The following is a 24444-nucleotide window of genomic DNA, read 5'->3' as shown; positions in this document are numbered from 1 at the left end:
CGGAACAATTACGTCCGTAACCGTGTCGTCATCCGAATGTCTTCGGCCTGACCGGGGCTACTTGTCATAGAATGTTTGCAGAATGATGGTGCTTCGCGTCCTGACATTGGCCGTAGCGCGGATCTCCTGCAGCAGCTGCTCCAGGTGTCTGGGCGAGGCCACCCGCACCATGAGCATGTAGCTCTCGTCTCCGGCCACCGAATGACACGCCTCGATGCCCGGAATGTGCTGCAGCAGTGCGGGAGCGTCATCGGGTTGCGACGGGTCGAGAGGAGTGATCGCGACGAAAGCCGACAGCATCTGGCCCAGCGCCTCGGGATCGACGTTCGCCGTGTAGCCGCGAATCACGCCCCGCGCCTCGAGCCGCCGCACCCGCGACTGCACCGCGGACACCGAAAGGTTGGCCTTCTCCGCCAGATTGGACAGGGTGGCGCGACCATCGGCAATCAGCTCACGGATCAGCAGTCGATCGATGTCGTCGAGTACAAGTTTCGCCGGTGTATCCGCCATCAGCGAAGGCTAACGCAGCGAAACGAACTCGGTTGCCGGAACCCAACCTGGAGCATGTAATGACTCACGCACTGACCGAGACCGCGACCCGTGAGCTCCGCGAGCGGACGGAGACGCTGCTGCGTCGGCTGGGCGTCGACACGCCCGCGCCGGGCGAACTCTCGGCCCGCACCCCGATCACCGGCGGTGAGCTGATCACCCTGCGCGCGAGCGACTCCGCCGCCGTGGACGCCGCCATCGGCCGGGCGCACGCGGCCTTCCGGGACTGGCGGACGGTCCCGGCGCCGCAGCGCGCGGCGGTGGTGCGGCGGCTGGCGGCGCTGCTCACCGACCACCGGGACGACCTGGGCGAACTGGTCACCCTGGAGGCGGGCAAGATCGGCGCGGAGGCCCGCGGCGAGGTCCAGGAGATGATCGATGTCTGTGAGTTCGCCATCGGGCTGTCGCGGCAGCTGTACGGGCGGACCATGCCCTCGGAGCGGCCGGGCCACCGGCTGATGGAGACCTGGCATCCGCTCGGGGTGGTCGGGGTGATCTCGGCGTTCAACTTCCCGGTCGCGGTGTGGGCGTGGAACACCGCCATCGCGCTGGTGTGCGGGGACACGGTGGTGTGGAAGCCGTCGGAGACGACGCCGCTGACCGCGCTGGCCTGTCACGCGCTGCTGCGCCGGGCGGCGGTCGACGTGGGTGCGGATCCCGAAGTGCACCAGTTGATCCAGGGCCCGGCGGCGGTCGGCGAGCAGCTGGTGGACGATCCGCGGGTGGCGCTGGTGAGCGCGACCGGATCGGTGCGGATGGGGCGGCTGGTCGCGCCGCGGGTGGCGGCCCGGTTCGGGCGCTGCCTGCTGGAGCTGGGCGGCAACAATGCCGCCATCGTCGCGCCCTCGGCGGATCTGGAGCTGGCCACCCGGGGCATCGTGTTCGCGGCCGCGGGCACCGCCGGTCAGCGCTGCACCACCCTGCGCCGATTGATCGTGCACGCCGAAGTGGCCGAGCCGCTGCTGAATCGGATCTCGGCGGCGTATCGGCAACTGCGCGTGGGTAATCCGCTCGAGGAGGGCGTTCTCGTCGGGCCGCTCATCAACGAGCGGGCCTACGACGGCATGTGCGCGGCGGTGGCTCGGGCACTGGTCGACGGTGGCGAACTGCTGTGCGGTGGTGAGCGTTTCGAGGGGCCGGACGAGAACGCCTTCTACGTCCGCCCGGCCCTGGTGCGCATGCCCGCGCAGACCGCGGTGGTGCGGGAGGAGACCTTCGCGCCGATCCTCTACGCGATGACCTACCACGATCTGGACGCGGCCATCGAGCTGCACAACGCGGTGCCCCAAGGCCTCTCGTCGTCCATCTTCACCCGGGATCAGCGGGAGGCCGAGCGGTTCCTGGCCGCCGACGGGTCGGACTGCGGCATCGCCAATGTCAATATCGGCACCTCGGGGGCCGAGATCGGCGGCGCGTTCGGCGGCGAGAAGCAGACGGGCGGTGGCCGCGAGTCCGGGTCGGACTCGTGGAAGGCGTACATGCGCCGGGCCACCAACACCGTCAACTACTCCACCGAACTGCCACTGGCGCAGGGCATCCGGTTCGAGTAGCTAGTCCTCGGAGCCGATCGCGCGCACCTGCTCCTCGTACCGCGCCCGCACCTGCTGGTCGGCGGGGTGCAGGGCGCGGTCGCCGTTGAACAGCCGGCGGACCAGCCGGACCGCGGGCTCGGGCGCGGCGGCCAGGGCGACGTCGATGGGGCCCAGGTAGTTCGGGACGGCGACCTCGGCGCGCCGGCTGCGCACGGTGCCGACCACCGCCGCGGCCACGTCCTCGGGATCCACGGTGGGCATGCCGCCGCCCAGGGCCAGGCCCGAGGACAGCCGGGTGCGCACCGCCGACGGCATGACGCAGCTGACGCTGACACCGTGCGGCGCGAACTCCAGCCGCGTCGCGGCGGACAGGCCGACGGCGGCGAACTTGCTGGCGTTGTAGACGGCCAGGCCCGCGATCGGGATCTTCCCGGCCAGCGAGGCCACGTTCACCACGTGCCCGTGGCCGCGCTCGATCATGCCGGGGACGACCGCGCGCATACCGTGGATCAGTCCCCAGACATTGACGTCCATGGTGGTGTGACCCACCGTGTCCGATTCGTCGAGGAAGGCGCCCGCGGGCATGACGCCCGCATTGTTGACCAGGATGTCGACGCGGCCGAAGTCGGCGACGACCTTGTCCCACTGCGCCCGGTCCCGCACGTCCAGCTCGAACGCCCGCGCGTCGAGTGCGGCCGCGGCGGCCTGGGCGGCGGCGGTGTCCACGTCGGCGATGGCGACCTGCGCGCCCTTGCTCGCGAACAGTTCGGCCGTGCACTGGCCGATGCCGCGGCCCGCGCCGGTGATCAGGACGCGCGCACCGGCGAGATCGATGGCCGGGTAACCGTTTCCGAGGATGCTCACGCGAAAACTCCCTGTTCGACCCGGCTGCGGAGGCTGCCGAGACTGTGTTCGAAGGTGGGGAGACGGCGGCGGCCGTCCATGAAGTTCGGGCCCATGACCGCGAGGTCCTCGGCGGTGGCGTCGAGGCGCAGCACCTTGACCCCGCTCGCGCGCAGCAGGGCGATCTCGGCATCGAGCTTCTCGCTCATGCGGTTTCGCAGCTGCCGTTCGACGAAGTGGCCCGTGCTGGTGACGGGCAGACGGCCGGTGGAGGCCATGGGCGTGATCACCACGACCTCGTCGAGCCCGGCCGGGATGAGCAGGTCGGCCGAGGCGGTGGAGGCCGCGCCGCCGTCGATGAAGTGCCGGCCCGCGATCGGGACCGCCGGGAACCAGCCGGGCACCGCCCACGAAGCCCGCAGGGCCGCACCGAGATTCGCGTCCGGCGCGGACGGCGATCCGAACGCGACGCGTTCACCGCTGGCATTGTCCATGGCCACCAGCCAGGTCGCCGGGTGCCGCACCCAGTCGCGGCCGGGGTTGAGGCGTTCGGCCAGGGACTGCAGCCAGGCCGGGTTGCCGCCCCCCAGCGGCAGCAACCCGCTGCCCGCGGTGAGCAGGGCGTGCCCGTTTCCGGGGCGGGCCAGCAGTTCTCGGACCGCGCGGCCGGGTGCGCCCAGGCGCGGGCGCGGCAGCGGCGGGAATCGTCCGGGCTCCGAACGCATGTGGGCGGTGAGGATCGGGTTGGTCGAGGTGCCGCGCTGCATGGCGACCAGCTCGTCGACGCCGATCCCGCTGCCCAGCATGGTGAGCGCTTCCGCGCCCGCGGAGGTGCCGATCATGACGTCGGCGGTGCGGGGATCCCAGTCCAGGACGTCCTGGACGGCGGCGAGCGCGGCGACGATCCAGGCCATCCCGACGGTGCCGCCGCAACCGATGGCCAGGCCACGTCGCTGTGACCCGTTCCTATTACTCATGGTTTCGCACACTAGCAGTTTTCGAATACCGTCGGTATCCCAAATCTGCGAGAACCTAGAATCTCAGCCATGGCACGACTGACCAGGACCGAGAGCCAGGCCCGCACCCGCGCGGACCTGCTCGCCACCGCGCGCGACATGTTCCTGACAGACGGCTACGCCAAGACCAGCCTGGAACGGGTGGCCGAGGAGGCCGGGTACTCCAAGGGCGCGGTCTACTCCAACTTCCGCACCAAGTCGGCGCTCTGCCTCGAGGTGCTGGCCCTCATTCACGAGACCAAGTTCTCCGAGGTCAGCGAACTGCTCGCGGGCGAGGACACGCTGGAGACCCGGCTCGACCGCTTCCAGGACTGGGCCGAACGCACCCTCGGCGACGTCGGCTGGACCATGCTGGAATTCGAGTTCGCCATCGTGGCCCGCGACGATCCGGCGCTGCAGGCCGCCCTGGTGTCGAATCTGAGCCTGGTGCGCGGCACGGTCGCGGCGCAATTGCAGGCGCTGGCCGACTCCACGGGCCTCGCGCTGCCGATGTCACCCGAGGACGCCGCCACCGCGGTGCTGAGTCTCGGTCTGGGACTGGGCATTCAGCGCGCCATCGATCCGAGCCTGCCCGCCCGGCTGATCACCGACGCGGTGCGGGCCATGGTGCTGGCTAACGGAAGTGCAGCGTCCATTCGCCGCGATAGTGCAGCCGGGTCACGCTGATCGGCGGAACGTCGATGCGCCAGAACGAATTCGCGGGCGCGTCCAGGGTGACCAGCAGCGCGGCGCGGATCACCGCGGGGTGCGTGATGGCGATGGTCGGCTCACCGTCGAGGGCGATATCGGCGAGCCACTCCCCCGTGCGCTCGATGACGTCCACGACCGCCTCGCCGCCGTGGCCGCGGAAGTTCGGATCGGTGAGCCAGAGGTAGAGGTCCTCCTTGGGGACGGACATGAGCTCACCTCCGCGCCACGCCCCCGCGTCGAGGTCGCGTAATCGATCGTCCTCGTCACCCATCAGGCCCATGAGGGTGGCGGTCTCGACGGTGCGGCGCTCGGGCGCGGTGATGACGCGCGCGGCGTGCAGCCGCCCGCACGAGGAGACCGCGCGGCGCCCGGCTTCGGTGAGGGGTTCGTCGACGGGGAATCGTGCCTTGCGCATGGCCTCGGTCATACCGTGACTGACCAGGTCCAGCCGGAGCACCTTCTGCACGGTCCGAAGCCTACGCGCGGGGCCGGGGGCCGCGGCGGGATTGCCTGCCCTTCGCTCCGCGCCCGCGCCCCGGGTCACGGGCTCGGCCGGTGGTTCGCGAGCTCTGTCGGTGGGCGGGTGCAGACTGGGACGATGGATCGGTTCTCGCCCGCGACTCGAGCGTGGTTCGACGGCGCCTTCCCCGCGCCGACCGCCGCTCAGCTGGGGGCCTGGGAATCCATCGCGGCGGGGCAGCACACGCTGGTGATCGCGCCCACCGGGTCGGGCAAGACGTTGTCGGCGTTCCTGTGGGCCATCGACCGGCTGGCCACCCGCGCACCCGAGCCGGGGCCGCGCAAGACCTCCGTCCTCTATATCTCGCCGTTGAAAGCGCTGGCGGTGGACGTGGAACGGAATCTGCGCGCCCCGCTGGTGGGGATCACGCAGACGGCGAAACGGCTGGGGGTGGCCGCGCCCGAGATCCGGGTGGGGGTGCGGTCGGGTGACACCAGCGCGGCGGATCGGCGGGGCATGCAGCGCACGCCGCCGGACATTCTGATCACCACGCCGGAATCGCTGTTCCTCATGCTCACCTCGGCGGCGCGGGAGACGCTGAGCGGGGTGCACACGGTCATCGTGGACGAGGTGCACGCCATCGCGGGCTCCAAACGCGGTGCCCACCTGGCGCTTTCACTCGCCCGGCTGGATCAGCTGCGCTCCGCCTCCCCGCGCTTCGAACAGCCGGCGCAACGCATCGGACTGTCGGCGACCGTGCGGCCGCCGGAGGAGGTGGGCCGGTTCCTGGTCGGGAGCGCGCCCATCACCATCGTCGCGCCGCCCGCGCCCAAGACCTTCGACCTGTCGGTGCGGGTGCCGGTGCCGGATATGACCGAACCCGATGCGGGAGCAGAGGATTCGGATCAGCCCGGCTCGATCTGGCCGCACGTGGACGAGGCCATCGTGGATCTGGTGCTCGAGCATCGGTCGTCGATCGTGTTCGCGAATTCGCGGCGGCTCTCCGAACGGCTCACCGCCCGGTTGAACGAGGCGTACGCGGCGCGGATCGGGGAATCCGTGGACACCGAGCACGCGCCGCCCGCGCAGCTCGGGGCGTCCACCGAGGTGATCCACGGCGCCACAACACTGCTCGCGCGCGCCCACCACGGGTCGGTGAGCAAGGAGCAGCGGGCGCTCATCGAGGACGACCTCAAGAGCGGGCGGCTGCGGTGCGTGGTCGCGACCAGCAGCCTCGAGCTCGGCATCGACATGGGCGCGGTGGATCTGGTGGTGCAGGTCGAGGCGCCGCCCTCGGTGGCGTCCGGACTGCAGCGGGTCGGCCGGGCCGGGCACCAGGTGGGCGAGATCTCGCGGGGCGTCATCTTCCCCAAGCACCGCACCGACGTCATCCACTGCGCGGTGGCGTCACAGCGCATGGTGGCCGGGCAGATCGAGCAACTCCAGGTCCCGCTGCATCCTCTCGACATCCTGGCGCAGCAGACGGTCGCGGCCTGCGCGCTGGAACCCATCGACGCCGACGCCTGGTTCGACACCGTCCGCGCCACCGGAAGCTATGCGGCGCTGCCCCGTTCGGCCTACGAATCGGTGCTGGATCTGCTGGCGGGCCGCTACCCCTCCGACGAGTTCGCCGAACTGCGGCCCCGCATCGTGTGGGACCGCGACGCCGGGACGCTCACCGGCCGTCCGGGCGCGCAGCGGCTGGCCGTCACCTCCGGCGGCGCGATTCCCGATCGCGGCCTGTTCCCGGTGTTCATGGTGGGCGAGAAGGCCTCCCGCGTGGGCGAACTCGACGAGGAGATGGTGTACGAGTCCCGGGTGGGCGATGTGTTCGCCCTGGGCGCGACCAGCTGGCGGATCGAGGAGATCACCTTCGACCGGGTGCTGGTGACGCCCGCGTTCGGGCTGCCCGGCCGATTGCCGTTCTGGCACGGCGATTCCCTGGGCCGCCCGGCCGAACTGGGCGCGGCGCTGGGCGAATTCGTGCGGCACGCCGGGCAGGAGGTCGAGAAGACCACGCGGGCCCGCAAGTCCGCGGCGGACTCCGAGGTCGAAACCGTCGCCCTGCAAGGCGGATTGGACGAGAACGCGACGGCCAACCTGGTCGCGCTGCTGGCCGAGCAGCGGGAGGCCACCGGGCAGCTGCCCACCGACAAGACACTGGTCGTGGAACGCTTCCGCGACGAACTCGGCGACTGGCGCGTTGTGCTGCACTCCCCGTACGGGTTGCCCGTGCACGCGCCGTGGGCGCTGGCGGTCGGGGCGCGGCTGCGGGAACGGTTCGGGGTCGACGCCGCGCCCACGCCCTCCGACGACGGGATCGTGGTCCGGCTCCCGGACACCACCGACGATCCGCCCGGCGCGGAACTGTTCGTCTTCGAGACCGACGAGATCGACGACCTGGTCACCGAACAGGTCGGCGGCTCCGCGCTTTTCGCGTCCCGCTTCCGGGAGTGCGCGGCCCGGGCGCTGCTGCTGCCGCGCCGCGACCCCGGCAAGCGCGCGCCGCTGTGGCAGCAGCGGCAGCGGGCCGCCCAGCTGCTGGACGTGGCGCGGAAGTTCCCCGAGTTCCCGATCCTGCTGGAGACGGTCCGCGAATGCCTGCAGGACGTGTACGACCTGCCGTCGCTGCGGGATCTGCTGGGCCGGGTGGCCCGACGGCAGATCCGGTTGGTGGAGGTGGAGACCGCCGCCCCGTCGCCGTTCGCGAACTCCCTGCTGTTCGATTACATCGGGCAGTTCATGTACGAGGGCGACAGCCCGCTCGCCGAACGACGCGCGGCCGCGCTGTCCCTGGACTCCAGTCTGCTCGCGGAGCTGCTCGGCCGGGTCGAGCTGCGCGAGCTGCTCGACGCCGCCGTCCTGGAACAGACCGAGCGGGAGTTGCAGCGGCTCACCCCCGAACGTCATGCCCGGGACCTGGAGGGACTCGCCGACCTGCTGCGGCTGCTCGGGCCGTTGACCGCCGCGGAGGCCACCGAGCGATGCGTGGACGATCCCCGGGAGTGGTTCGCCGAACTCGTGAAATCGCGCCGGGCGCTGGAGGTTTCCTTCGCCGGATCGCAGTGGTGGGTGGCCATCGAGGACGCCTCCCGGCTGCGCGACGCCCTCGGTGTCCCGCTGCCCATCGGCGTCCCCGCGGCCTTCATCGAACCCGTCGCCGACCCGCTCGGCGACCTGATCGGCCGCTACGCCCGCACCCACGGCCCCTTCACGCTGACCCAGGCCGCCCACCGTTTCGGCCTCGGCCCGGCCGTGGCGGCGACCGCCCTGCACCGGCTCGCCCTCGAGAAGCGGGTGGTGGAAGGCGAATTCACACCCGGTGCCGCGGGCACCGAATGGTGTGACAGCGAAGTCCTGCGCCGCCTCCGCCGCCGGTCCCTCGCCGCCGCCCGCAAGGAGGTGGAGCCGGTCGCCACCTCCGCCCTCGGCCGCTTCCTCCCGTCCTGGCAGCACGTCGGCACCGGCGAACTCCGGGGCGTCGACGGCGTGGCCGCGGTGGTGGAACAGCTGGCGGGCGTTCCGATTCCCGCCTCGGCGTGGGAGTCGCTGATCCTCCCGCTCCGGGTCCGCGACTACTCCCCCGCCATGCTCGACGAACTCATGGCCACGGGCGAGGTGATCTGGTCCGGCCACGGCTCCATCACCGCCAAGGACGGCTGGATCGCCCTGCACCCCGCAGAGCAGGCGGGTCTCACCCTGCCTCCGCCCGACGACATCGACCTGTCCGAACGGCACATCAGCATGCTGACGGCCCTGGGCGCCACCGTGATCGGCGGCACCCTGCCCCCGACCGGTGGTTCGCCCGGGCGGACCGATGCGGTGAGCCCGGATGACGCCGATGGCGGCAGCGACAGCGCTGGTTCGGGCGGCGAGAGCGCCGAGCCCCTCGGCGTCTCGCTGCCGAAAGGTGAGTACCAGGTCGTCCCGGGCAGCACCGGGGGCGCGTACTTCTTCCGGCAATTGCTGGACAGCGTCCGCGGCCCGCTCCCTTCCGGCCACGCCGCCGGTTCCGGCGGTGGCTCCGATCCGGCGGGCGGCGCCGAGGAGGCCGCGGTGACGGCGGCGCTGTGGGATCTCGTGTGGGCCGGTCACATCGGCGGCGATACCTTCGCCCCCGTGCGCGCGCTGCTGGCGGGGACCGCGCGCACCACCACCGCGCATCGGACGCCCCGGCGCGCGCCCCGCGGCAGGATGTATCTGCCGCGTAGCGGGATGCCCGCGCGCACGTCCTCCCCCCAGGTGGCCGGGCGCTGGTCGCTGCTGCCGGAGCGGGTGGCCGACACCACGGTTCGCGCGCATGCCACCGCGGATGTGCTGCTGGAGCGGTACGGCGTGCTGACCCGGGGTTCGGTGCAGAGCGAAGGGGTGCCGGGCGGGTTCGCGCTCATGTACCGGGTGCTGACCGAGTTCGAGGACCGGGGGCGCTGCCGTCGCGGCTACTTCGTGGATTCGCTGGGCGGCGCGCAGTTCTCGACCACCGATGTGGTGGATCGGCTGCGTTCGTTCGACACCGATCGGAGTCGCTCGGCGGGCGACGGCTTCTCGCACGAACCGGTGGGTAAGGCCGTGGTTCTGGCCTCCTGCGATCCGGCCAATCCGTATGGCGCGGCGCTGCCCTGGCCCAAGGCCGCGGCCGAGGGCGCGGGACATCGGCCGGGCCGGAAGGCGGGCGCACTGGTGGTGCTGGTGGAGGGCGAGCTGGCGCTGTATCTGGAACGCGGCGGCAAGACATTGCTGACCTTCACCGAGGACCCGGCCGTGCGGACCGCCGCGGCCACCGCCCTGGCCGGACTGGTCCACGACCGCCGCGTCGATTCCCTGGTGATCGACCGGGTGAACGGGGAATCCGTGCACGGCAACACCTTCGCGGGATTCCTCAGCGAGGCCGGGTTCGCCGCCACGCCGAAGGGCTTCCGCCTGCGGAGCCGCCCGTGAGGCGCACGATGCGCCCGGCGGCACGACGCCCGGCGTCCTCGGCGGCAGCGACGGGTGGCGGCCGTGCCTGAAGGCGATGCGGTCTTCCACACCGCGCAGCGGCTCCGCAAGGCGCTCGACGGCAAGGTGCTGACGCGCAGCGACTTCCGGGTGCCCCGGTACGCGACGCTGGATCTGTGCGGGCAGCGGGTCGAGAGTGTCGGCACCTACGGCAAGCATTTGTTCGTGCGGACGCCCGAGCTGAGCATTCACACGCATCTGAAGATGGAGGGTGAGTGGCGGGTGTTCGCGCCCGGGCAACGGTGGAATCGGCCGGGGTTCACGGCGCGGCTGGTGCTGGGCACGGAGGACGCGGAGGCGGTCGGGTTCTCGCTGGGGCTGGTGGAGGTGCTGCGGCGGGGCGAGGAGCACACCGTCACCGATCATCTCGGGCCGGATCTGCTCGGGCCGGAGTGGGATGCCGCCGAGGCGGTGCGCCGATTGCTGCGGGAGCCCGCGACGCCGATCGGGCTGGCGTTGCTGGATCAGACCAATCTGGCCGGGATCGGCAATATCTATCGGAGCGAGATCTGCTTTCTGCGGCGCGTGCACCCGGTGACGCCGGTGGGTGAGGTCGACGATCTGCCGGGTCTGGTGGACGAGGCGCATCGGGTGTTGATGAAGGCGGCGCACGAACCGCCCTGGCGGGCACTGGCTTACGGTCGTCAGCGGCGACCGTGCCGGCGCTGCGGCGCCAACCTGGTCGTGCATCTACTCGGGGACGACGCGCGCGCCGATCGGGCCGAACGAGGCGTCTATTTCTGTCCCCGCTGCCAGCTCCCACCGGACAGCTGACCAGCTCGTACCGGGCGGGCGGGCCGGCGCGCACGGTGACGAGCGGGTTTCAATGGGCTCGAAAGGTGTTCCCGGGCTGGGTTTCCGGGCCTAGGGTGGGCGGCATGAAAATCGGAATCCTGGGCACCGGGGCGGTCGGGCGCACCCTGTCGGCGCGGTTGGCAGAGCTGGGACACGATGTGGTGATCGGCACCCGCGATGTGGCGGCCACCGAGGCGCGGTCGGAGGATCCCTTCCCGGCCCCGCTGGCCAGCGCGGCGGAGGCGGCCGCCGGCGCGGAGTTGATCATCAACGCGACCGCCGGGCAGGCGAGCGTGGTCGCGCTGGACGGCGCGGGGGCCTCGAATCTGGCGGGCAAGGTGGTGATCGACGTGTCGAACCCCCTGGACTTCTCGCAGGGGTTCCCGCCGTTCCTCGCGGTCTGCAATACCGATTCGGTCGGCGAGCGGGTGCAGCGGGCGTTCCCCGAGGCACGGGTGGTGAAGACGCTCAACACGGTGACCGCCGAGGTGATGGTGCATCCGGAGCGGGTGGCGGGTGGCGACCACACCATCTTCGTGTCCGGCGACGACGGCGCCGCCAAGGCCGTGGTCACCGATCTGCTGCGCGAGTTCGGCTGGGACGACATCGTCGATCTGGGTGACATCACCACCGCCCGCGGCACCGAGATGATGCTGCCGCTGTGGGTGCGGCTCATGGGTGCGCTGGGCACCACGGAGTTCAACTACAAACTGGTGCGCTGAACAGCGAACCGGCGCCGCGGAATCCGTGGCGCCGGTTCACCGGACAGGTCTCAGACCGACTCGGGCTGGTTGATCGGCACCGGGTCGAGCACTTCGCGCCGCGCCTCGGGCGCCTCCGAGCGCAGCGCGTCGGCGGAGGCGTCGTCGGGCTGGGTCTGGGATTCGACCTCGGCCCGCACCCGGGCCTGGTACACGCTCACCTCGCGTTCGATATCGGCCTCGGACCAGCCGAGCACCGGGGCCACCAGCCGCGCCACCTCGTCGGCGGAATCCACGCCGCGGTGGGCGTATTCGATGCTGATGCGAGTGCGCCGGGCCAGGATGTCGTCCAGGTGCAGGGCGGCTTCGGCGGCGGCCGCGTAGACGGCCTCGACCCGCAGGTAGCCGGGTGACTCGGTGATCGGTTGCAGCAGATCGGGTTTCCCGGCGGCCAGCCCGAGCACCTCGTCGATGAGGGAGCCGTACCGGTTGAGCAGGTGCTGGATCCGGTACGGGTGGACGCCGTACTTCTCGGCCAGGTGCGGGGTCTGGTTCATCAGCGCGTGGTAGCCGTCGGCGCCGAGCAACGGCACCTTCTCGGTGATGGTGGGCGGCACCCGGCGCGGAATGTCCTGTGCCGCTTCGTCGACGGCGTCGTAGGCCATATTGCGGTAGGTGGTGTACTTGCCGCCCGCGATGGCGACCAGGCCGGGCGCGATGCGGGCGACGGCGTGCTCGCGGGAGAGTTTGGAGGTCTGGTCGCTCTCCCCGGCCAGCAGCGGCCGCAGGCCCGCGTACACGCCGGTGATGTCGGCCTGGGTGAGCGGCGTGACCAGCACCTTGTTGATGCGGGTGAGCAGGTAGTCGATATCGGATTTGGTGGCGGCGGGGTGCGCGAGGTCGAGGTTCCAGTCGGTGTCGGTGGTGCCGATGATCCAGTGGTCGGTGCTCCAGGCGATGACGAAGAGCACGGACTTCTCGGTGCGCAGGATGATGGAGGTGTCGCTGGCGATGCGGTCGCGCGGCACCACGATGTGCACACCCTTGGACGCTCGCACATGGAATCGCCCGCGTTGCTTCGCGAGCGCCTGGAGCTCGTCGGTCCAGACGCCGGTGGCATTGATGACGACGCTGCCGTGCACCTCTGCGGTGCGCCCGTCCTCGCTGTCGCGGACCTTGACGCCGACGACCCGGTCGGCCTCCTTGAGGAATCCGACCACCTGGGTGGAGGTGCGGATGACCGCGCCGTAGTGGGCGGCGGTGCGGGCCACGGTCATGGTGTGGCGGGCGTCGTCGACGACGGTGTCGTAGTAGTTGACGCCGCCGGTGAGGGTGTCCCGCTTCAGGCCGGGGGCCTGGCGCAGGGCGGCGGACCGGGTCAGATGATGCTGTCCGGGAACCGATTTCGCGCCGCCCATGGTGTCGTAGAGAACGAGACCGGCGGTGACGTAGGGGCGTTCCCAGCCGAGGTGGGTGAGCGGGTAGAGGAATTTGAGCGGCTTGACCAGATGCGGCGCGAGGGTCGACAGCGCCAGTTCCCGCTCCTTCAGCGCCTCGCGGACCAGCCCGAACTCCATCATCTCCAGGTAGCGCAGGCCACCGTGGAACATCTTCGAGGACCGGCTGGAGGTGCCCGACGCCAGGTCGCGGGCCTCGACCAGGGCGACTTCGAGCCCCCGGGTGGCCGCGTCCAGGGCGATGCCCGCGCCGACCACGCCGCCGCCGATCACGATGACGTCGAAGGCGTCCTTGCCGAGCTGTCCCCACGCAGCTTCGCGCTGCTCGGGGCCGAGGAACTGCGATCGCGGTTGATTCGTCATACGGAGACTCCTCCGGGCTAATTTTCGGCTACCCAGCGCTACCGTAGCCCACACTAGCCCGGCAGCCGGGCTGTCGTCGGATAGCCTCGATCAATGCGTCGCTATGTGGCCGCCATCGATCAAGGCACGACGTCCAGTCGTTGCATCGTCTTCGATCAGCAGGGCCGAATCACCGGAGTCGCCCAGCGGGAACACGAGCAGATCTTCCCGAAACCCGGATGGGTCGAGCACGATGCCGAATCCATCTGGCGCAATACCGAATCCGTGATTGCCGAGGCCCTCCAGACCTGCGGAATCGGGGCCGTGGACGTGGCGGCCGCCGGGGTCACCAACCAGCGCGAGACCACCGTGGTGTGGGAACGCGCCACCGGCAAGCCGATCCACCACGCCATCGTCTGGCAGGACACCCGCACCGCCGACCTGACCGCCCTGCTGGCCGGCGACCAGGGCCCGAACCGGTACGCCGGCCGCACCGGACTGCCGCTGTCCACCTACTTCTCCGGACCGAAGCTGCGCTGGATCCTGGACACCGTGCCGGGCGCCCGGCTGCGCGCCGAGTCCGGGGAACTGTGCTTCGGCACCATGGACAGCTGGATCCTGTGGAATTTGACCGGCGAGCACATCACCGACGTCACCAATGCCTCGCGCACCATGCTGATGGATCTGCGCACGCTGAACTGGGACCCGCGGATCTGCGCCGAGTTCGACATCCCGATGGCCATGCTGCCCGAGATCCGCAGCAGCTCCGAGGTTTACGCGCCCATCACCTCCGGCGCGCTGGCCGGGGTCCCGGTGGCGGGCATTCTCGGCGACCAGCAGGCCGCCACCTTCGGCCAGGCCTGCCTGTCCCCCGGCGACACCAAGAACACCTACGGCACCGGCAATTTCATGCTCATGAACACCGGCACCACCCCGGTCTTCAGTGAGCACGGCCTGCTCACCACGGTCTGCTATCAGCTGGGCGACCAGCCCGCCGTGTACGCGCTGGAGGGCTCCATCGCCGTCACCGGTTCGCTGGTGCAGTGGCTGCGCGACAATCTCGGCATCATCTCCTCGGCCGAGGAGATCGAACCGCTGGCCCGCACCGTCGCCGACAATGGCGGCGCGTACGTGGTGCCCGCCTTCTCCGGCCTGTTCGCCCCGCGCTGGCGGCCGGACGCGCGCGGCGTGGTGGCGGGCCTGACCCGCTTCGTGAACAAGGGCCATCTGGCGCGAGCGGTGCTGGAGGCCACGGCTTTCCAGACCCGCGAGGTCATCGACGCCATGCGCGCCGACGCCGACGCGCAGCGCCTGGACGTCGAGAAGGTGACCCTCAAGGTGGACGGCGGCATGGTCGGCAACGAACTGCTCATGCAGTTCCAGTCCGACATCCTGGACGCCACGGTGGTGCGCCCGGTGGTCACCGAGACCACGGCGCTGGGCGCGGCCTACGCGGCGGGCCTGGCCGTCGGCTACTGGTCCTCCACCGACGACATCCGGGCCAACTGGGCCGAGGACAAGCGCTGGACCCCGAACATGTCCGCCGCCGACCGCGACCACCTGCTGCGGGAGTGGAACAAGGCGGTGGAGCGCACCTACGACTGGGCGTGAGCCGCCGCCAGCCGATCGACCGCCTGCTCGAGCGTGGCTTCCCCGGAGGTGGTGAAGCACAGGCGCATCGAGCGGGTGTAGTCGGTGGAGACGGCGAAGGCATTGCCGGGCACATAGGCGACGCCCGCGTCCAGGGCGCGCGGCAGCAGGGCGGTGGTGTCGGTGCCGTCGGTGAAGTCGACCCACACGAACATGCCGCCGGAGGCGTCGGTGCTGACCACGCGGTCCCCGAAGCGGGACCGCACCGCGCCGACCAGCGCCTTGGCCCGGGCGCCGTACACCTGACGCACCGAATCCACGTGGGCGGCAAGCCAATCGGTGTCGGCGAGCAGGTCGGCGGCGATCTGCTGGGTGAGGGCCGAACCGCACAGGTCCGCGCCCTGCTTGAGCAGTTCCACCGCGCGGCAGACCTGGGTGGGCGCGATCATCCAGCCCGCGCGCAGCGTGGGGGCCAGGATCTTGGACGCGCTGGACAGGCGAATCACCTGGGGCGAGTAGGTCGCGACCGGCGCGGGTGAGGGCCGGTCGAACCAGAGTTCGCCGTACGGGTCGTCCTCGATGATCCAGAAGCCGTACCGCTCGGCCAGCTCCGCCAGTTCGCGGCGGCGTTCCGGGACCAGGGTGACCCCGCCGGGATTGTGGAAGTTGCTGACCGTGTGGACGACTGCGGGCCGCTCACCGGCGTCCAGTAGTTCACGCAGCGCGTCGATGCGCATACCGTCGGAATCCAGGGGAACGGCCTCGATCCGCGCCCCGGCGGCCCGGAAGACCTGCAGCGCACCGACATACGCGGGATCCTCGACCACGACGAGCGCACCCGGATCCAGCAGCACCTCCGACAGCAGCGACAGCGCCTGCTGCGAGCCGTGGGTCACGAAGATCTCCTCGACCGGCACCGGGCGGCCCAGCCGGGCGGACTCGCGGACGGCCAGCACCTCGCGCAGCGGACCCCAGCCGGGCGACTCGGTGTACTGCAGCCGGGCGCGGTCGGACAGGGCGGCGTCGGCGGCCGCGGCGATACGGTCGCGGGGCATGAGTTCGGCGTCGGGCAAACCTCCGGCCAAGCTGATGATGTCCGCGCGCGAGGTGAGTTTGAGCAGGTCACGGATCGCCGAGCTCTGCAGGCCGTCGAGCCGCCGCGCGAGGGGCGGGAAGGTCGCGGACATGAACCACCTCCGAGGGAACGCCGGGGTATGCGAAACCCCACCATGTCACACGGAGACCAGGATATGAAATCAATGTCCCAAATATTGAGACGTCGGGTCCAGTTTCCAGGGCCTGGACCGGACCTGCCCGGGCCTACTCGATGGACTGGATCAGATGCTTGCCGTCGACCACCGCGGTGATGATGTGCTCCACGTACACCTCGGTGGTGCCGTCCACCCGGTGCTCGGTGATGTCCACGTCATAGGCCTCCGGGCCGGTCTCGACGATCTTCAGGCAGTAGGTGGTGCCGGGTTTGAGCGGATCGATGCCCTTGGTCTGCATGACCTCGGCGGGCGCCACCGTGGTCGCGCCGGGCACCACGAACGAGTGCGCCTTCGCACCGCTGCGGTCGACATAGAAGGCGTACTGGAAGCCGAGGATGGCGTCCACGCCACTGCCGGTGCCGCCCGCGCCATTGCCGATGGTGAGCTTGCCGTCCCGCTTGGCCGGGCAGCTCAGCGCCGCCACCGTGGGCGAGGGTTTGCCGGTGGTGACCCCGGCCGTCGGAGCGGTGTCGGTGCCGCCCCGGGTCAGCGCGAAGGTGACGCCCCCGGCCACCGCGAGCACCGTCACCGCCGCGCCCGCGATCAGCCCGATCTTGCGCCACGACCGCGGCTCGGGTTCCGGTTTGCGTTGCGGGGCGGTGATTTTCGGCGCGAGCGCCTTGGCGATCGGATCGTCGGACCAGGACAGCGACTCCGCCGGCCCCGCGGCCGATTCCGCCGGCGGCGCGGGCGGGAAACCGCTGGGCGCGGACCGCCACCAGGAGTCGGCGGACCCGTCGGCCTCGGCCGGAGCCGAATTCCGTTCCGCGGCCACCGAATCGGCCTCGGGGATCCTGGTCGTCCGCTCCACGTCCACGGCGGCCGATTGCGGCCCGCCAGCCGGGATCTTGACGGTCTCTTCGACGTCGGGGGTAGCGGGAACCTGCGCCACTGGATTCACGGCCGGATACTGGCCCGTGGACGGTCCGGGCATCGCCGGATACTGCCCGGTGGTGGGCTGCCACGCGTCGGGAGCCCGATACTGCGGCGGCGCGCCCGCGGGGCGCCAGGCCAGATCGGGACTCTGCGGACCCGGGGCCGGACTCCAGCCCGGGCCGTCGGCGACCGGGGCCGGACCGAAATCATTGAGGGACGGCCCGAAATCATTGAGCGAGGGCCCGAACTCGGACTCCGGCGCTCCACCCTCGGATGCCTGACGGTCCGCGGATTCGTCCTTGCCCGAAACCATCACCCGTCCTTTCGCCACAGACACGTGGGGCGGTCGCTACCGACCGCCCCACGCGACGACACTGCTTCTACCGGCACCGTTCCCGGTGTGTTGAACGGTCGGTCAGTACTGGACCGAACCACCCGTCTGCGCGGTCACGCCACCGATGTCGATCGACTGCGACGGCCGCTCGCCTTCGGGGAGCCTACCAATCTGAGCCGCCGCCTCGAGCACCGTGGCGCCGCCCGGGAGCAGGCGGATGAAGTTCTCGGCATTGGCCTTCGCGGCATTGGCCGCGGCGGTGTCCAGCACGAACTCGACCTTCTGGTCGTTGTCCGGGCCGCTGCCCGCGAACGCCGTCACCTTGATCTGGTTGACCGTGGTGAAGTCCAGCGACATGCCGGCCTCGCCCAGCCCGCCCGGCGTGGTGTAGCCGATGGTGCCGACGTAGCCGTCCAGGTTGCTGAAGTGGTGGGTGTTGGCGGCCCAGCCCGGCAGCACCGCGCCGCCGTCGAGGTTGACGCCGAGCTCGGAGTGCGGACCGGACATGGCGACCACCGGGGCGGCCGGGGCCGCGTCCACCGCGGGCGACTGCCACTGCGGCTTGGCCTGCGGGGTGACCGTCTGCGGGCCGGTCATGGTGTCGGCGTCCGGGTTCTGCGCCGGGGTGGTGACCGCCGGATCCGCGCTGCGGTCGTTCGGCTTGACCGGCTGGGTGCCCGGCTGCGCCGGCACCGTGGTGCCCGGCTGGGTCGACGGCGGGGTGGCCGCGTCCTGCTGCGGGGTGACGACCGCGGGCTGGGCCGGGGTCGACTGGCCCGGCACCGGCAGCGGCGCCACGCGCGGCACGGTCACACCCGGCTGCGACGGGCGCACCGACTTCGGCTGACCCGGGTTGACGCCCGCGGGCTGCGCGCCCTGATCGTTCTTGGGGGCGTTGGCATCCGGCTTCGGGGCGTTCGCGTCCGGCTTGGGCGCGGTGGCGTCCGGCTTCGGGGTGTTGGTGGCGTCGGGCTGGGTCGCGCCCTGCGGCTGACCCGAATCCGGCTTGTCCGCACCGTTGTCCGGCGCGGTGTTGTTCGGCGTGGTGGGGGTGGTGACGCCCGGCTGGCTCTGCTGCGGCTTGGTGGTGCCCGGCTGCGGCTTCTCCGGCTTGGGCGCGGGAACCGACTGCGCCTTCGGATCCGGGGTGGGGGTGTCGGCGGGCGGCTGCGTGCCGTCGGGCTGCTGCTGGTCGGCGGGTACGGCGCCCGGGTCGGCGGGGGCGGCGTTGGCGGGCGCGGACAGCAGCGACACCACCGCGGCCGCACCGGCCAGCGTCAGGGAGGTGCTCGCCTTGATCCGACTCGGCTTGCGGTGCTTCACGTTTCGCTCAATTCCTTCGTCCCTCGGCGGCACGATCAGCCTGGGCATCGAAGAGCACCGAACGGAGGGAAACGATCACCCCCGATACGTAACACTCGCGACCGCCCTGCCGATCGCTTCCGCCGCGAACTTAATCACAAGGGAGACAAGGCAGCAAGACGGGCCGGTAACAAAGGGGGCGAAACACGTTGCGGCTAGTCCAGATCGTCGTGCCGCATGAGCTGCCGCGCGGCCTCGGTGACCGATCCGGTGAGGGAGGGATACACCGAGAAGGTCTGCGCCAGATCGTTCACCGTGAGGTTGTTCTGCACCGCCAGCGCGATCGGCAGGATCAACTCCGACGCGATCGGGGCGACCACCACGCCGCCGATCACCACACCGGTGGCGGGCCGGCAGAAGATCTTCACGAAACCCCGTCGCAGGCCCGACATCTTGGCCCGCGGGTTGGTGTTCAGCGGCAGCATGACCGTGCGCGCGGGGACCTCGCCCTCGTCGATGGCGGTCTGCGCGACGCCGACCGTCGCGATCTCCGGGCGCGTGAACACCGCGGAGGCAACGGTCTTCAGGCGAATCGGCTGCACGCCCTCACCCAGCGCGTGATACATCGCGATGCGGCCCTGCATGGCGGCCACCGAGGCCAGCGGCAGCAGGCCGGTGCAGTCGCCGGCCGCGTAGACGCCGGGCGCGGTGGTCCGCGACACCCGGTCCACGCGGAGGAAACCACCCTTGTCGAGTTCGATGCCGAGCCGATCCAGGCCCAGCCCGTTGGTGTTCGGGACCGAACCGACCGTCATGAGCGCATGGGTGCCGGTGACCGTGCGGCCGTCGGACAGCTTCACCACGATGCCCTCGGCTGTGCGCTCCACCGCGTCCGCGCGGGCGTGCTTGACCAGCTCCACACCGCGCTCGGCGAGCGCCTCCTCCAGCACCAGCGCGGCGTCGGCGTCCTCACCGGGCAGCACGCGGTCCCGGCTGGAGACCACCTTCACCTGCACGCCCATCTCGGTATAGGCGGAGACGAATTCGGCGCCGGTGACACCGGAACCCACGACCACCAGGGTCTCGGGCAGGTCCCTGAGGTCGTAGAGCTGACGCCAGTTCAGGATTCGCTCACCGTCGGGCTCCGCACCGGGCAGCACGCGCGGGCTGGCGCCGGTGGCGATCAGCACCACCTCGGCCTCGATGACCCGCTGCTGGCCGTCCTCGAGGGTGGCCTTCACGAGGTGGGTGGCCAGCCCGGGGGCCTGGTCGATGAGCTCGCCGTAGCCGGACAGCACGGTCACGCCCGCGGTCATCAGCTTGGCGCGAATATCGGAGGACTGCGCCTGCGCGAGCGCCTTCACCCGGGAGTTCACCTCGGCGAGACGCACCTGCGCCTGCGAGGGATGCACGGTGATGCCCAGGTCCCGGGCGCGGCGCAGATCGGTGCGCACGCCGGTGGAGGCGATGAAGGTCTTGGACGGCACGCAATCCCACAGCACGCACGCGCCGCCGATGCCGTCACTGTCGATCAGCGTGACCGGCGCGCCGTGTTGTGCCGCTACCAGTGCCGCCTCGTAACCGGCGGGACCGCCACCGATGATCGCAATGCGGGTCATTGTTCCTCCGCTTCAAGCTCCGGCTCCGGGATCTCCGATGCCGGTCCCTAACGTTATCCGCCCAGCTCCGTGCCGCTATCACCGCATCTCCGGATGATTTTGTCACTGTGGCGCATCCCATTCGTGAAGGTCGGCCGTCATTACCGGAGAGTCGCGCGAACCCGGTGCGGCCGCCCGGTGAATCGCGTCCGAACGGCGGTTTCTACGCAATCCGGCGATCGCGCGGCAATCGGTCATGCGGGGACGAACCGCCTTGTGATCGGGATCAGGGGAGCCTTACGGCGATTGTTCGATAGGCTCTTATGGTGCCGATTTACGCCGCCTATGGGTCCAACATGGATCCCGAGCAGATGCTCAAGCGCTGTCCGCACTCCCCTGTGTACGGAACCGGCTGGCTGGAAGGGTGGCGACTCACCTTCGCCGGGGACGACATCGGCTGGGAGGGACCGCTGGCGACGGTGGTCGAAGAGCCCGGACAACGCGTCTTCGTGGTCCTCTACGACGTTCCCGACGACGACGAGCTGAGTCTCGACCGCTGGGAGGGTTCGGACTTCGGTATCCACAAGAAGATCCGCCTGCGCGTCACCCCCAACCAGGGCCCCACGACCACGCCGGTCCTGGCGTGGCTCTACGTCCTGGACGCCTACGAGGGCGGGCTACCCTCCGCCCGCTACATCGGCGTCATCTCCGACGCCGCGGAGAAGGCGGGCGCGCCAGGCGATTACGTGCACGCGCTACGCACCCGCAACAGTAAGAACGTGGGCCCGGGCACCTTCGGGATGTGAGTGTCCGATCGGGCGCCGCGCACCGTGCCGGAAGATTCGGCGCGGCAGCGGCGTTGCGGGAACCGGAACGATCTTCGAACCGTCGAAAGAGGAAGCCGATGCCCGCCACGCCCGTCCCCGCCCCGATCGCCGAATTCCTGGCCCGCCCCAACCCGGCCGTCTTCGCCTCCAACCGTCCGGACGGGCAGCCGGTCTCGGTCGCCACCTGGTACCTGTACGAGAACGACCGAATCCTGGTGAACCTGGCCGACTTCCGCAAGCGCCTGGACTACCTGCGCGAGGACCCGCGGATCACGCTGACCGTGCTGGAAGGCGACAACTGGTACAGCCACGTCAGCATCCAGGGCCGCATCGTCTCCATCGAGAACGACTCGGACTCCTCGGTCATCGACCGCATCGCCGAGCACTACACCGGCGGCGAGTACCCGGTCCGCGATCAGAAGCGCGTCTCGGTCTGGATCGAGATCGACCGCTGGCACGCCTGGGGCGACATCGCCGCGAAGGCGAAGTAACCCGCCGCGCACTGTCGCGACAGCCTCCGAACATGAAGCCGGGCCGCACTTTTCAGTGCGGCCCGGCTTTCGTCTCAGGTGACGCCCGAGGTCAGCGGGCGTTCAGCACGATATTGGTGAACACCCGGACACCCGCCGCGAGCGCGCGCTCGTCGATGTCGAAGGTCGGCTGGTGCAGGTCGAGCTGCTCTCCCGAACCGGACCAGACGCCGAGCCGGCCCATCGCGCCGGGCACCTCCTCCAGGTACCAGGAGAAGTCCTCGCCGCCGCCGGACTGCTGGGTGTCGGCCAGCGCGTCCGGGCCCAGGGCGCGGATCGCGTCCTCGAACATGCGCACAGCCTGCTCGTCGTTCACCACCGGCGGCACGCCGCGCTTGTAGTTGAGCTGGTAGCGCACGCCGGTCGGCGCGAGCAGCCCCTCCACGATCTCGCGGACCATGGGCTCGAGCAGGGACCAGGTGGCGTGATCGCCGGTGCGGACGGTGCCGGTCAGCATGCCGGTCTGCGGAATCGCGTTGGGCGCCTTGCCCGCCGACACCGCGCCCCACACCATGACCGTGCTGGTGCGCGGGTCGATGCGGCGCGAGAGCAGGCCGGGCAGGCCGGTGATGACGGTGCCCATGGCGTAGACCAGGTCGCTGGTCAGGTGCGGGCGGGAGGTGTGGCCGCCGGGGGAATCGAGCACCAGCTCGACGGTGTCGGCGGCCGAGGTGATGGCGCCGATCCGGATGCCGACCTGTCCGACCTCCAGGCGCGGGTCGCAGTGCAGCGCGAACATGCGCGAGACGTCTTCCATGGCGCCGGCGGCGACCATGTCGACGGCGCCGCCGGGCATGACCTCCTCGGCGTGCTGGAACACCAGCCGCACGCCGACCGGGAGGTCCTCGATCTCGGCCAGCGCGAGCGCGGTGCCGAGCAGGATGGTGGTGTGCGCGTCGTGCCCGCAGGCGTGCGAGACGCCGGGCACGGTGGAGGCGAACGCCAGGCCCGTGTACTCCTGCAGCGGCAGCGCGTCCATGTCGGCGCGCAGGCCGATGCGCGGGCCGTCCGGGCCGATGTCACAGATCAGGCCGGTGCCGCTCGGTAGTTTGCGGGGTTCGAGACCGGCCTTGACCAGCCAGGACTCCACGAATTCGGTGGTGCCGAACTCGGTTCGGGACAGTTCCGGGTTGGCGTGGATGTGGCGACGCCACGCCTTCAGGTCGTCCATGTGCTCGGCGAGCCAGGACTCCACGGCCTCGTTCCCGGAAACCGGTTCCCCCGCGACGCCCGACGGCGGCTGCGTAGTCACGCACGACGCCGCGAGTGGCCCGTTGACCCGCGCGGTGTACATCGGGGCGCTCGCGGCGCCCTGCGTGGTTACGCGAGCTGCCGCCTCCGGGCCTGACGCTCCCGCCCGGGACCGGCCGGTTGTGCTCACCGAATGTCCTCCTGTCGCTGAAACTGCCGTTGACCGACTCTCTCCGACAACCTGTCCCTGTGCATTTTGTCGCCTGCGATATGTATCGCCGTCCGGGCCAACGCCGTTGCCCCGTCCAGCACCGCACGGTCGGCCGAGGCGTTGACCGCGGCCGCCGCGAAGGCGGGCTGATGGGTCACCGCGCCCCCGGCATCGATGCCGATGACCGGGTGAATACCGGCGATGACGTTGGTGACGTTGCCCATATCGGTACTGCCCAGCGGCCGTGCCGCCTCGAATTCCGGGGCGATGGGCTCGCGACCGAGCGCGGTTATCTGCTCGCGATAGGCACACAGTAGTGCGCTATCGGGAGTGAGCTCGGTATATGTCGGCGCGAGCTTCCGGATTTCGTGGGTGCATCCGGTTGCCAGGGCACCTGCCTCGAAACAAGCCGATGCTCGTTGCATCAGATCGTCGAGGGTCGCGGAGTCGACCGCACGTAGGTAATACAGCAGTTCCGCGTGACCGGGCACGATATTAGGGGCGACGCCGCCCGACCCGACTATACCGTGCAGCTGCTGCCCGGGGACGAGATGTTGACGCAGCAAACCCAAAGCAACCTGCGCGACGGTGACGGCGTCGAGCGCGTTCCGCCCGTATTGGGGCGCCGCGCTGGCATGCGATTCACGGCCGCTGTAGACCACCGAGAGATCGGCGAGGGCCAGCGAATGCGCGCCGACGATGTCCTCCGGGCCCGGGTGCACCATCATGGCCATGGCCAGGTCGTCGAACACGCCGCGGTCCAGCATGAGCACCTTGCCGCCGCCCGACTCCTCGGCCGGGGTGCCCAGCACCTTCACGGTGATGTCGCAGGCGTCGGCGACGGCGGCCAGCCCGAGCGCCGCGCCCACCGCGGACGCCGCGATGATGTTGTGCCCGCAGGCATGACCAATTTCGGGCAAAGCGTCATATTCGGCGCAAATACCCACGACGAGTTCGCCACTGCCGAATTCCGCGGTGAATGCGGTCGGCAGCTCCGCCACACCCGATTCGATACGGAATCCGCGTTCGCGCAACGGCTCGATCGTCTTGGCGACACTCCGGAATTCCTCGAACGCCAATTCGGGCTCGGAGTGGATGTCGTGCGAGAGCGCGATCAGCTGATCGCGGTAGCCGGCGATCGCGGCATCGGCCGCGGCCAGCAACGCCGGATCGGCCGATGCCACGGTCGGATGATGCGACGACGACACGGACGTCTCGGGACGTCCGATCGGTGCGCAGGATCTCCGGTCATCGCCGTTGCGCGATGGTGACATCCCAACAGTCTCGCACTGCCGCGCAACTCTGTCGCAGCAGGTAAGCCGGAAAATCTC

19 protein-coding genes are annotated in these 24444 nt (G+C 70.4%); 8 read left to right on the top strand and 11 right to left on the bottom strand.

Features of this window, described 5'->3' with window-relative positions; translation table 11 throughout:
- Positions 1-57 precede the first annotated feature (57 nt).
- Positions 58-510 carry an Lrp/AsnC family transcriptional regulator gene (locus tag ACQP06_RS05615; RefSeq protein WP_040855781.1) on the bottom strand — a complete coding sequence of 151 codons (453 nt, stop codon included), beginning with the start codon at positions 508-510 and terminating at the stop codon, positions 58-60.
- Between the two features lie 59 nt (positions 511-569).
- On the opposite strand from ACQP06_RS05615, the gene amaB reads away from it, so the two are divergent.
- The gene (amaB, locus tag ACQP06_RS05610; RefSeq protein WP_433670964.1) at positions 570-2099 is read left to right on the top strand and encodes an L-piperidine-6-carboxylate dehydrogenase; all 1530 of its coding nucleotides are present in this window, start codon (positions 570-572) and stop codon (positions 2097-2099) included.
- On the opposite strand, the gene ACQP06_RS05605 is transcribed toward amaB, so the two are convergent.
- Both ACQP06_RS05605 and ACQP06_RS05600 read right to left on the bottom strand, forming a co-directional pair.
- Positions 2100-2945 (bottom strand): SDR family oxidoreductase, encoded by an 846-nt coding sequence (locus tag ACQP06_RS05605; RefSeq protein WP_433670962.1) that lies wholly within the window; start codon positions 2943-2945, stop codon positions 2100-2102.
- Positions 2942-3901: a patatin-like phospholipase family protein gene (locus ACQP06_RS05600; RefSeq protein WP_433670961.1), complete on the bottom strand. Its 960-nt coding sequence runs from the start codon at positions 3899-3901 to the stop codon at positions 2942-2944. The genes ACQP06_RS05605 and ACQP06_RS05600 overlap by 4 nt, the downstream gene beginning before the upstream one ends.
- 69 nt (positions 3902-3970) lie before the next feature.
- On the opposite strand from ACQP06_RS05600, the gene ACQP06_RS05595 reads away from it, so the two are divergent.
- Positions 3971-4606 carry a TetR/AcrR family transcriptional regulator gene (locus ACQP06_RS05595; RefSeq protein ID WP_433670959.1) on the top strand — a complete coding sequence of 212 codons (636 nt, stop codon included), beginning with the start codon at positions 3971-3973 and terminating at the stop codon, positions 4604-4606.
- Here ACQP06_RS05595 and ACQP06_RS05590 read toward each other — a convergent pair.
- The gene (locus ACQP06_RS05590) at positions 4554-5096 is read right to left on the bottom strand and encodes a histidine phosphatase family protein (RefSeq protein ID WP_357098461.1); all 543 of its coding nucleotides are present in this window, start codon (positions 5094-5096) and stop codon (positions 4554-4556) included. The genes ACQP06_RS05595 and ACQP06_RS05590 overlap by 53 nt on opposite strands.
- A gap of 132 nt (positions 5097-5228) precedes the next feature.
- On the opposite strand from ACQP06_RS05590, the gene ACQP06_RS05585 reads away from it, so the two are divergent.
- From ACQP06_RS05585 to ACQP06_RS05575, 3 genes are all read left to right on the top strand, one after another.
- Positions 5229-10028, top strand: coding sequence for an ATP-dependent helicase (locus ACQP06_RS05585; protein WP_433670957.1), 4800 nt, complete (start codon positions 5229-5231; stop codon positions 10026-10028).
- Positions 10029-10091: 63 nt separating this feature from the next.
- Positions 10092-10862, top strand: coding sequence for a DNA-formamidopyrimidine glycosylase family protein (locus tag ACQP06_RS05580; RefSeq protein ID WP_433670955.1), 771 nt, complete (start codon positions 10092-10094; stop codon positions 10860-10862).
- A gap of 104 nt (positions 10863-10966) precedes the next feature.
- Positions 10967-11605: an NADPH-dependent F420 reductase gene (locus ACQP06_RS05575; RefSeq protein WP_433670954.1), complete on the top strand. Its 639-nt coding sequence runs from the start codon at positions 10967-10969 to the stop codon at positions 11603-11605.
- A 50-nt stretch (positions 11606-11655) separates the two neighbouring features.
- Here ACQP06_RS05575 and glpD read toward each other — a convergent pair whose 3' ends face one another.
- The gene (gene glpD / locus ACQP06_RS05570) at positions 11656-13404 is read right to left on the bottom strand and encodes a glycerol-3-phosphate dehydrogenase (protein WP_433670952.1); all 1749 of its coding nucleotides are present in this window, start codon (positions 13402-13404) and stop codon (positions 11656-11658) included.
- Between the two features lie 93 nt (positions 13405-13497).
- Between glpD and glpK the strand changes: the two genes are divergently transcribed.
- The gene (gene glpK, locus ACQP06_RS05565; RefSeq protein ID WP_433670950.1) at positions 13498-14994 is read left to right on the top strand and encodes a glycerol kinase GlpK; all 1497 of its coding nucleotides are present in this window, start codon (positions 13498-13500) and stop codon (positions 14992-14994) included.
- Here the strand turns inward: glpK and ACQP06_RS05560 are convergent.
- From ACQP06_RS05560 to ACQP06_RS05545, 4 genes are all read right to left on the bottom strand, one after another.
- Positions 14979-16160 (bottom strand): PLP-dependent aminotransferase family protein, encoded by a 1182-nt coding sequence (locus ACQP06_RS05560; RefSeq protein WP_433670948.1) that lies wholly within the window; start codon positions 16158-16160, stop codon positions 14979-14981. The two genes, glpK and ACQP06_RS05560, sit on opposite strands and share 16 nt — an antisense overlap.
- A gap of 133 nt (positions 16161-16293) precedes the next feature.
- Positions 16294-17433: a hypothetical protein gene (locus ACQP06_RS05555; protein WP_433670946.1), complete on the bottom strand. Its 1140-nt coding sequence runs from the start codon at positions 17431-17433 to the stop codon at positions 16294-16296.
- A 102-nt stretch (positions 17434-17535) separates the two neighbouring features.
- Positions 17536-18777, bottom strand: coding sequence for a hypothetical protein (locus tag ACQP06_RS05550; RefSeq protein ID WP_433670944.1), 1242 nt, complete (start codon positions 18775-18777; stop codon positions 17536-17538).
- Positions 18778-18971: 194 nt separating this feature from the next.
- Entirely contained in the window at positions 18972-20375 is a 1404-nt protein-coding gene (locus tag ACQP06_RS05545; protein ID WP_433670943.1) for an NAD(P)H-quinone dehydrogenase, read from the bottom strand.
- 305 nt (positions 20376-20680) lie between these two features.
- On the opposite strand from ACQP06_RS05545, the gene ACQP06_RS05540 reads away from it, so the two are divergent.
- Positions 20681-21160 carry a gamma-glutamylcyclotransferase gene (locus ACQP06_RS05540; protein WP_379280572.1) on the top strand — a complete coding sequence of 160 codons (480 nt, stop codon included), beginning with the start codon at positions 20681-20683 and terminating at the stop codon, positions 21158-21160.
- Positions 21161-21258: 98 nt separating this feature from the next.
- Positions 21259-21672 carry a PPOX class F420-dependent oxidoreductase gene (locus ACQP06_RS05535; RefSeq protein ID WP_433670940.1) on the top strand — a complete coding sequence of 138 codons (414 nt, stop codon included), beginning with the start codon at positions 21259-21261 and terminating at the stop codon, positions 21670-21672.
- Between the two features lie 91 nt (positions 21673-21763).
- Here ACQP06_RS05535 and ACQP06_RS05530 read toward each other — a convergent pair whose 3' ends face one another.
- Complete coding sequence (locus ACQP06_RS05530) at positions 21764-22882, bottom strand: M20 family metallopeptidase (protein WP_433673242.1); 1119 nt, start codon at positions 22880-22882, stop codon at positions 21764-21766.
- A 206-nt stretch (positions 22883-23088) separates the two neighbouring features.
- Positions 23089-24276, bottom strand: a complete 1188-nt coding sequence (locus ACQP06_RS05525; RefSeq protein WP_433673241.1) for a M20 family metallopeptidase — start codon at positions 24274-24276, stop codon at positions 23089-23091.
- Between the last annotated feature and the right edge of the window lie 168 nt (positions 24277-24444).

Origin of the sequence: Nocardia sp. CA-136227 (assembly GCF_050955695.1) — a bacterium.
GTDB lineage: Bacteria > Actinomycetota > Actinomycetes > Mycobacteriales > Mycobacteriaceae > Nocardia.
Note: the sequence above shows the minus strand (reverse complement) of the source record. Positions and strands in the feature narration are given on the sequence as shown.

Coding starts and splice junctions, on each gene's coding strand:
- glpD (WP_433670952.1), bottom strand. CDS start 13,404: ATGACGAATCAACCGCGATCGCAGTTCCTCGGCCCCGAGCAGCGCGAA.
- ACQP06_RS05585 (WP_433670957.1), top strand. CDS start 5,229: ATGGATCGGTTCTCGCCCGCGACTCGAGCGTGGTTCGACGGCGCCTTC.
- ACQP06_RS05545 (WP_433670943.1), bottom strand. CDS start 20,375: ATGACCCGCATTGCGATCATCGGTGGCGGTCCCGCCGGTTACGAGGCG.
- ACQP06_RS05595 (WP_433670959.1), top strand. CDS start 3,971: ATGGCACGACTGACCAGGACCGAGAGCCAGGCCCGCACCCGCGCGGAC.
- ACQP06_RS05555 (WP_433670946.1), bottom strand. CDS start 17,433: ATGGTTTCGGGCAAGGACGAATCCGCGGACCGTCAGGCATCCGAGGGT.
- ACQP06_RS05530 (WP_433673242.1), bottom strand. CDS start 22,882: ATGGACGACCTGAAGGCGTGGCGTCGCCACATCCACGCCAACCCGGAA.
- ACQP06_RS05615 (WP_040855781.1), bottom strand. CDS start 510: ATGGCGGATACACCGGCGAAACTTGTACTCGACGACATCGATCGACTG.
- glpK (WP_433670950.1), top strand. CDS start 13,498: ATGCGTCGCTATGTGGCCGCCATCGATCAAGGCACGACGTCCAGTCGT.
- ACQP06_RS05575 (WP_433670954.1), top strand. CDS start 10,967: ATGAAAATCGGAATCCTGGGCACCGGGGCGGTCGGGCGCACCCTGTCG.
- ACQP06_RS05600 (WP_433670961.1), bottom strand. CDS start 3,901: ATGAGTAATAGGAACGGGTCACAGCGACGTGGCCTGGCCATCGGTTGC.
- ACQP06_RS05560 (WP_433670948.1), bottom strand. CDS start 16,160: ATGTCCGCGACCTTCCCGCCCCTCGCGCGGCGGCTCGACGGCCTGCAG.
- amaB (WP_433670964.1), top strand. CDS start 570: ATGACTCACGCACTGACCGAGACCGCGACCCGTGAGCTCCGCGAGCGG.
- ACQP06_RS05535 (WP_433670940.1), top strand. CDS start 21,259: ATGCCCGCCACGCCCGTCCCCGCCCCGATCGCCGAATTCCTGGCCCGC.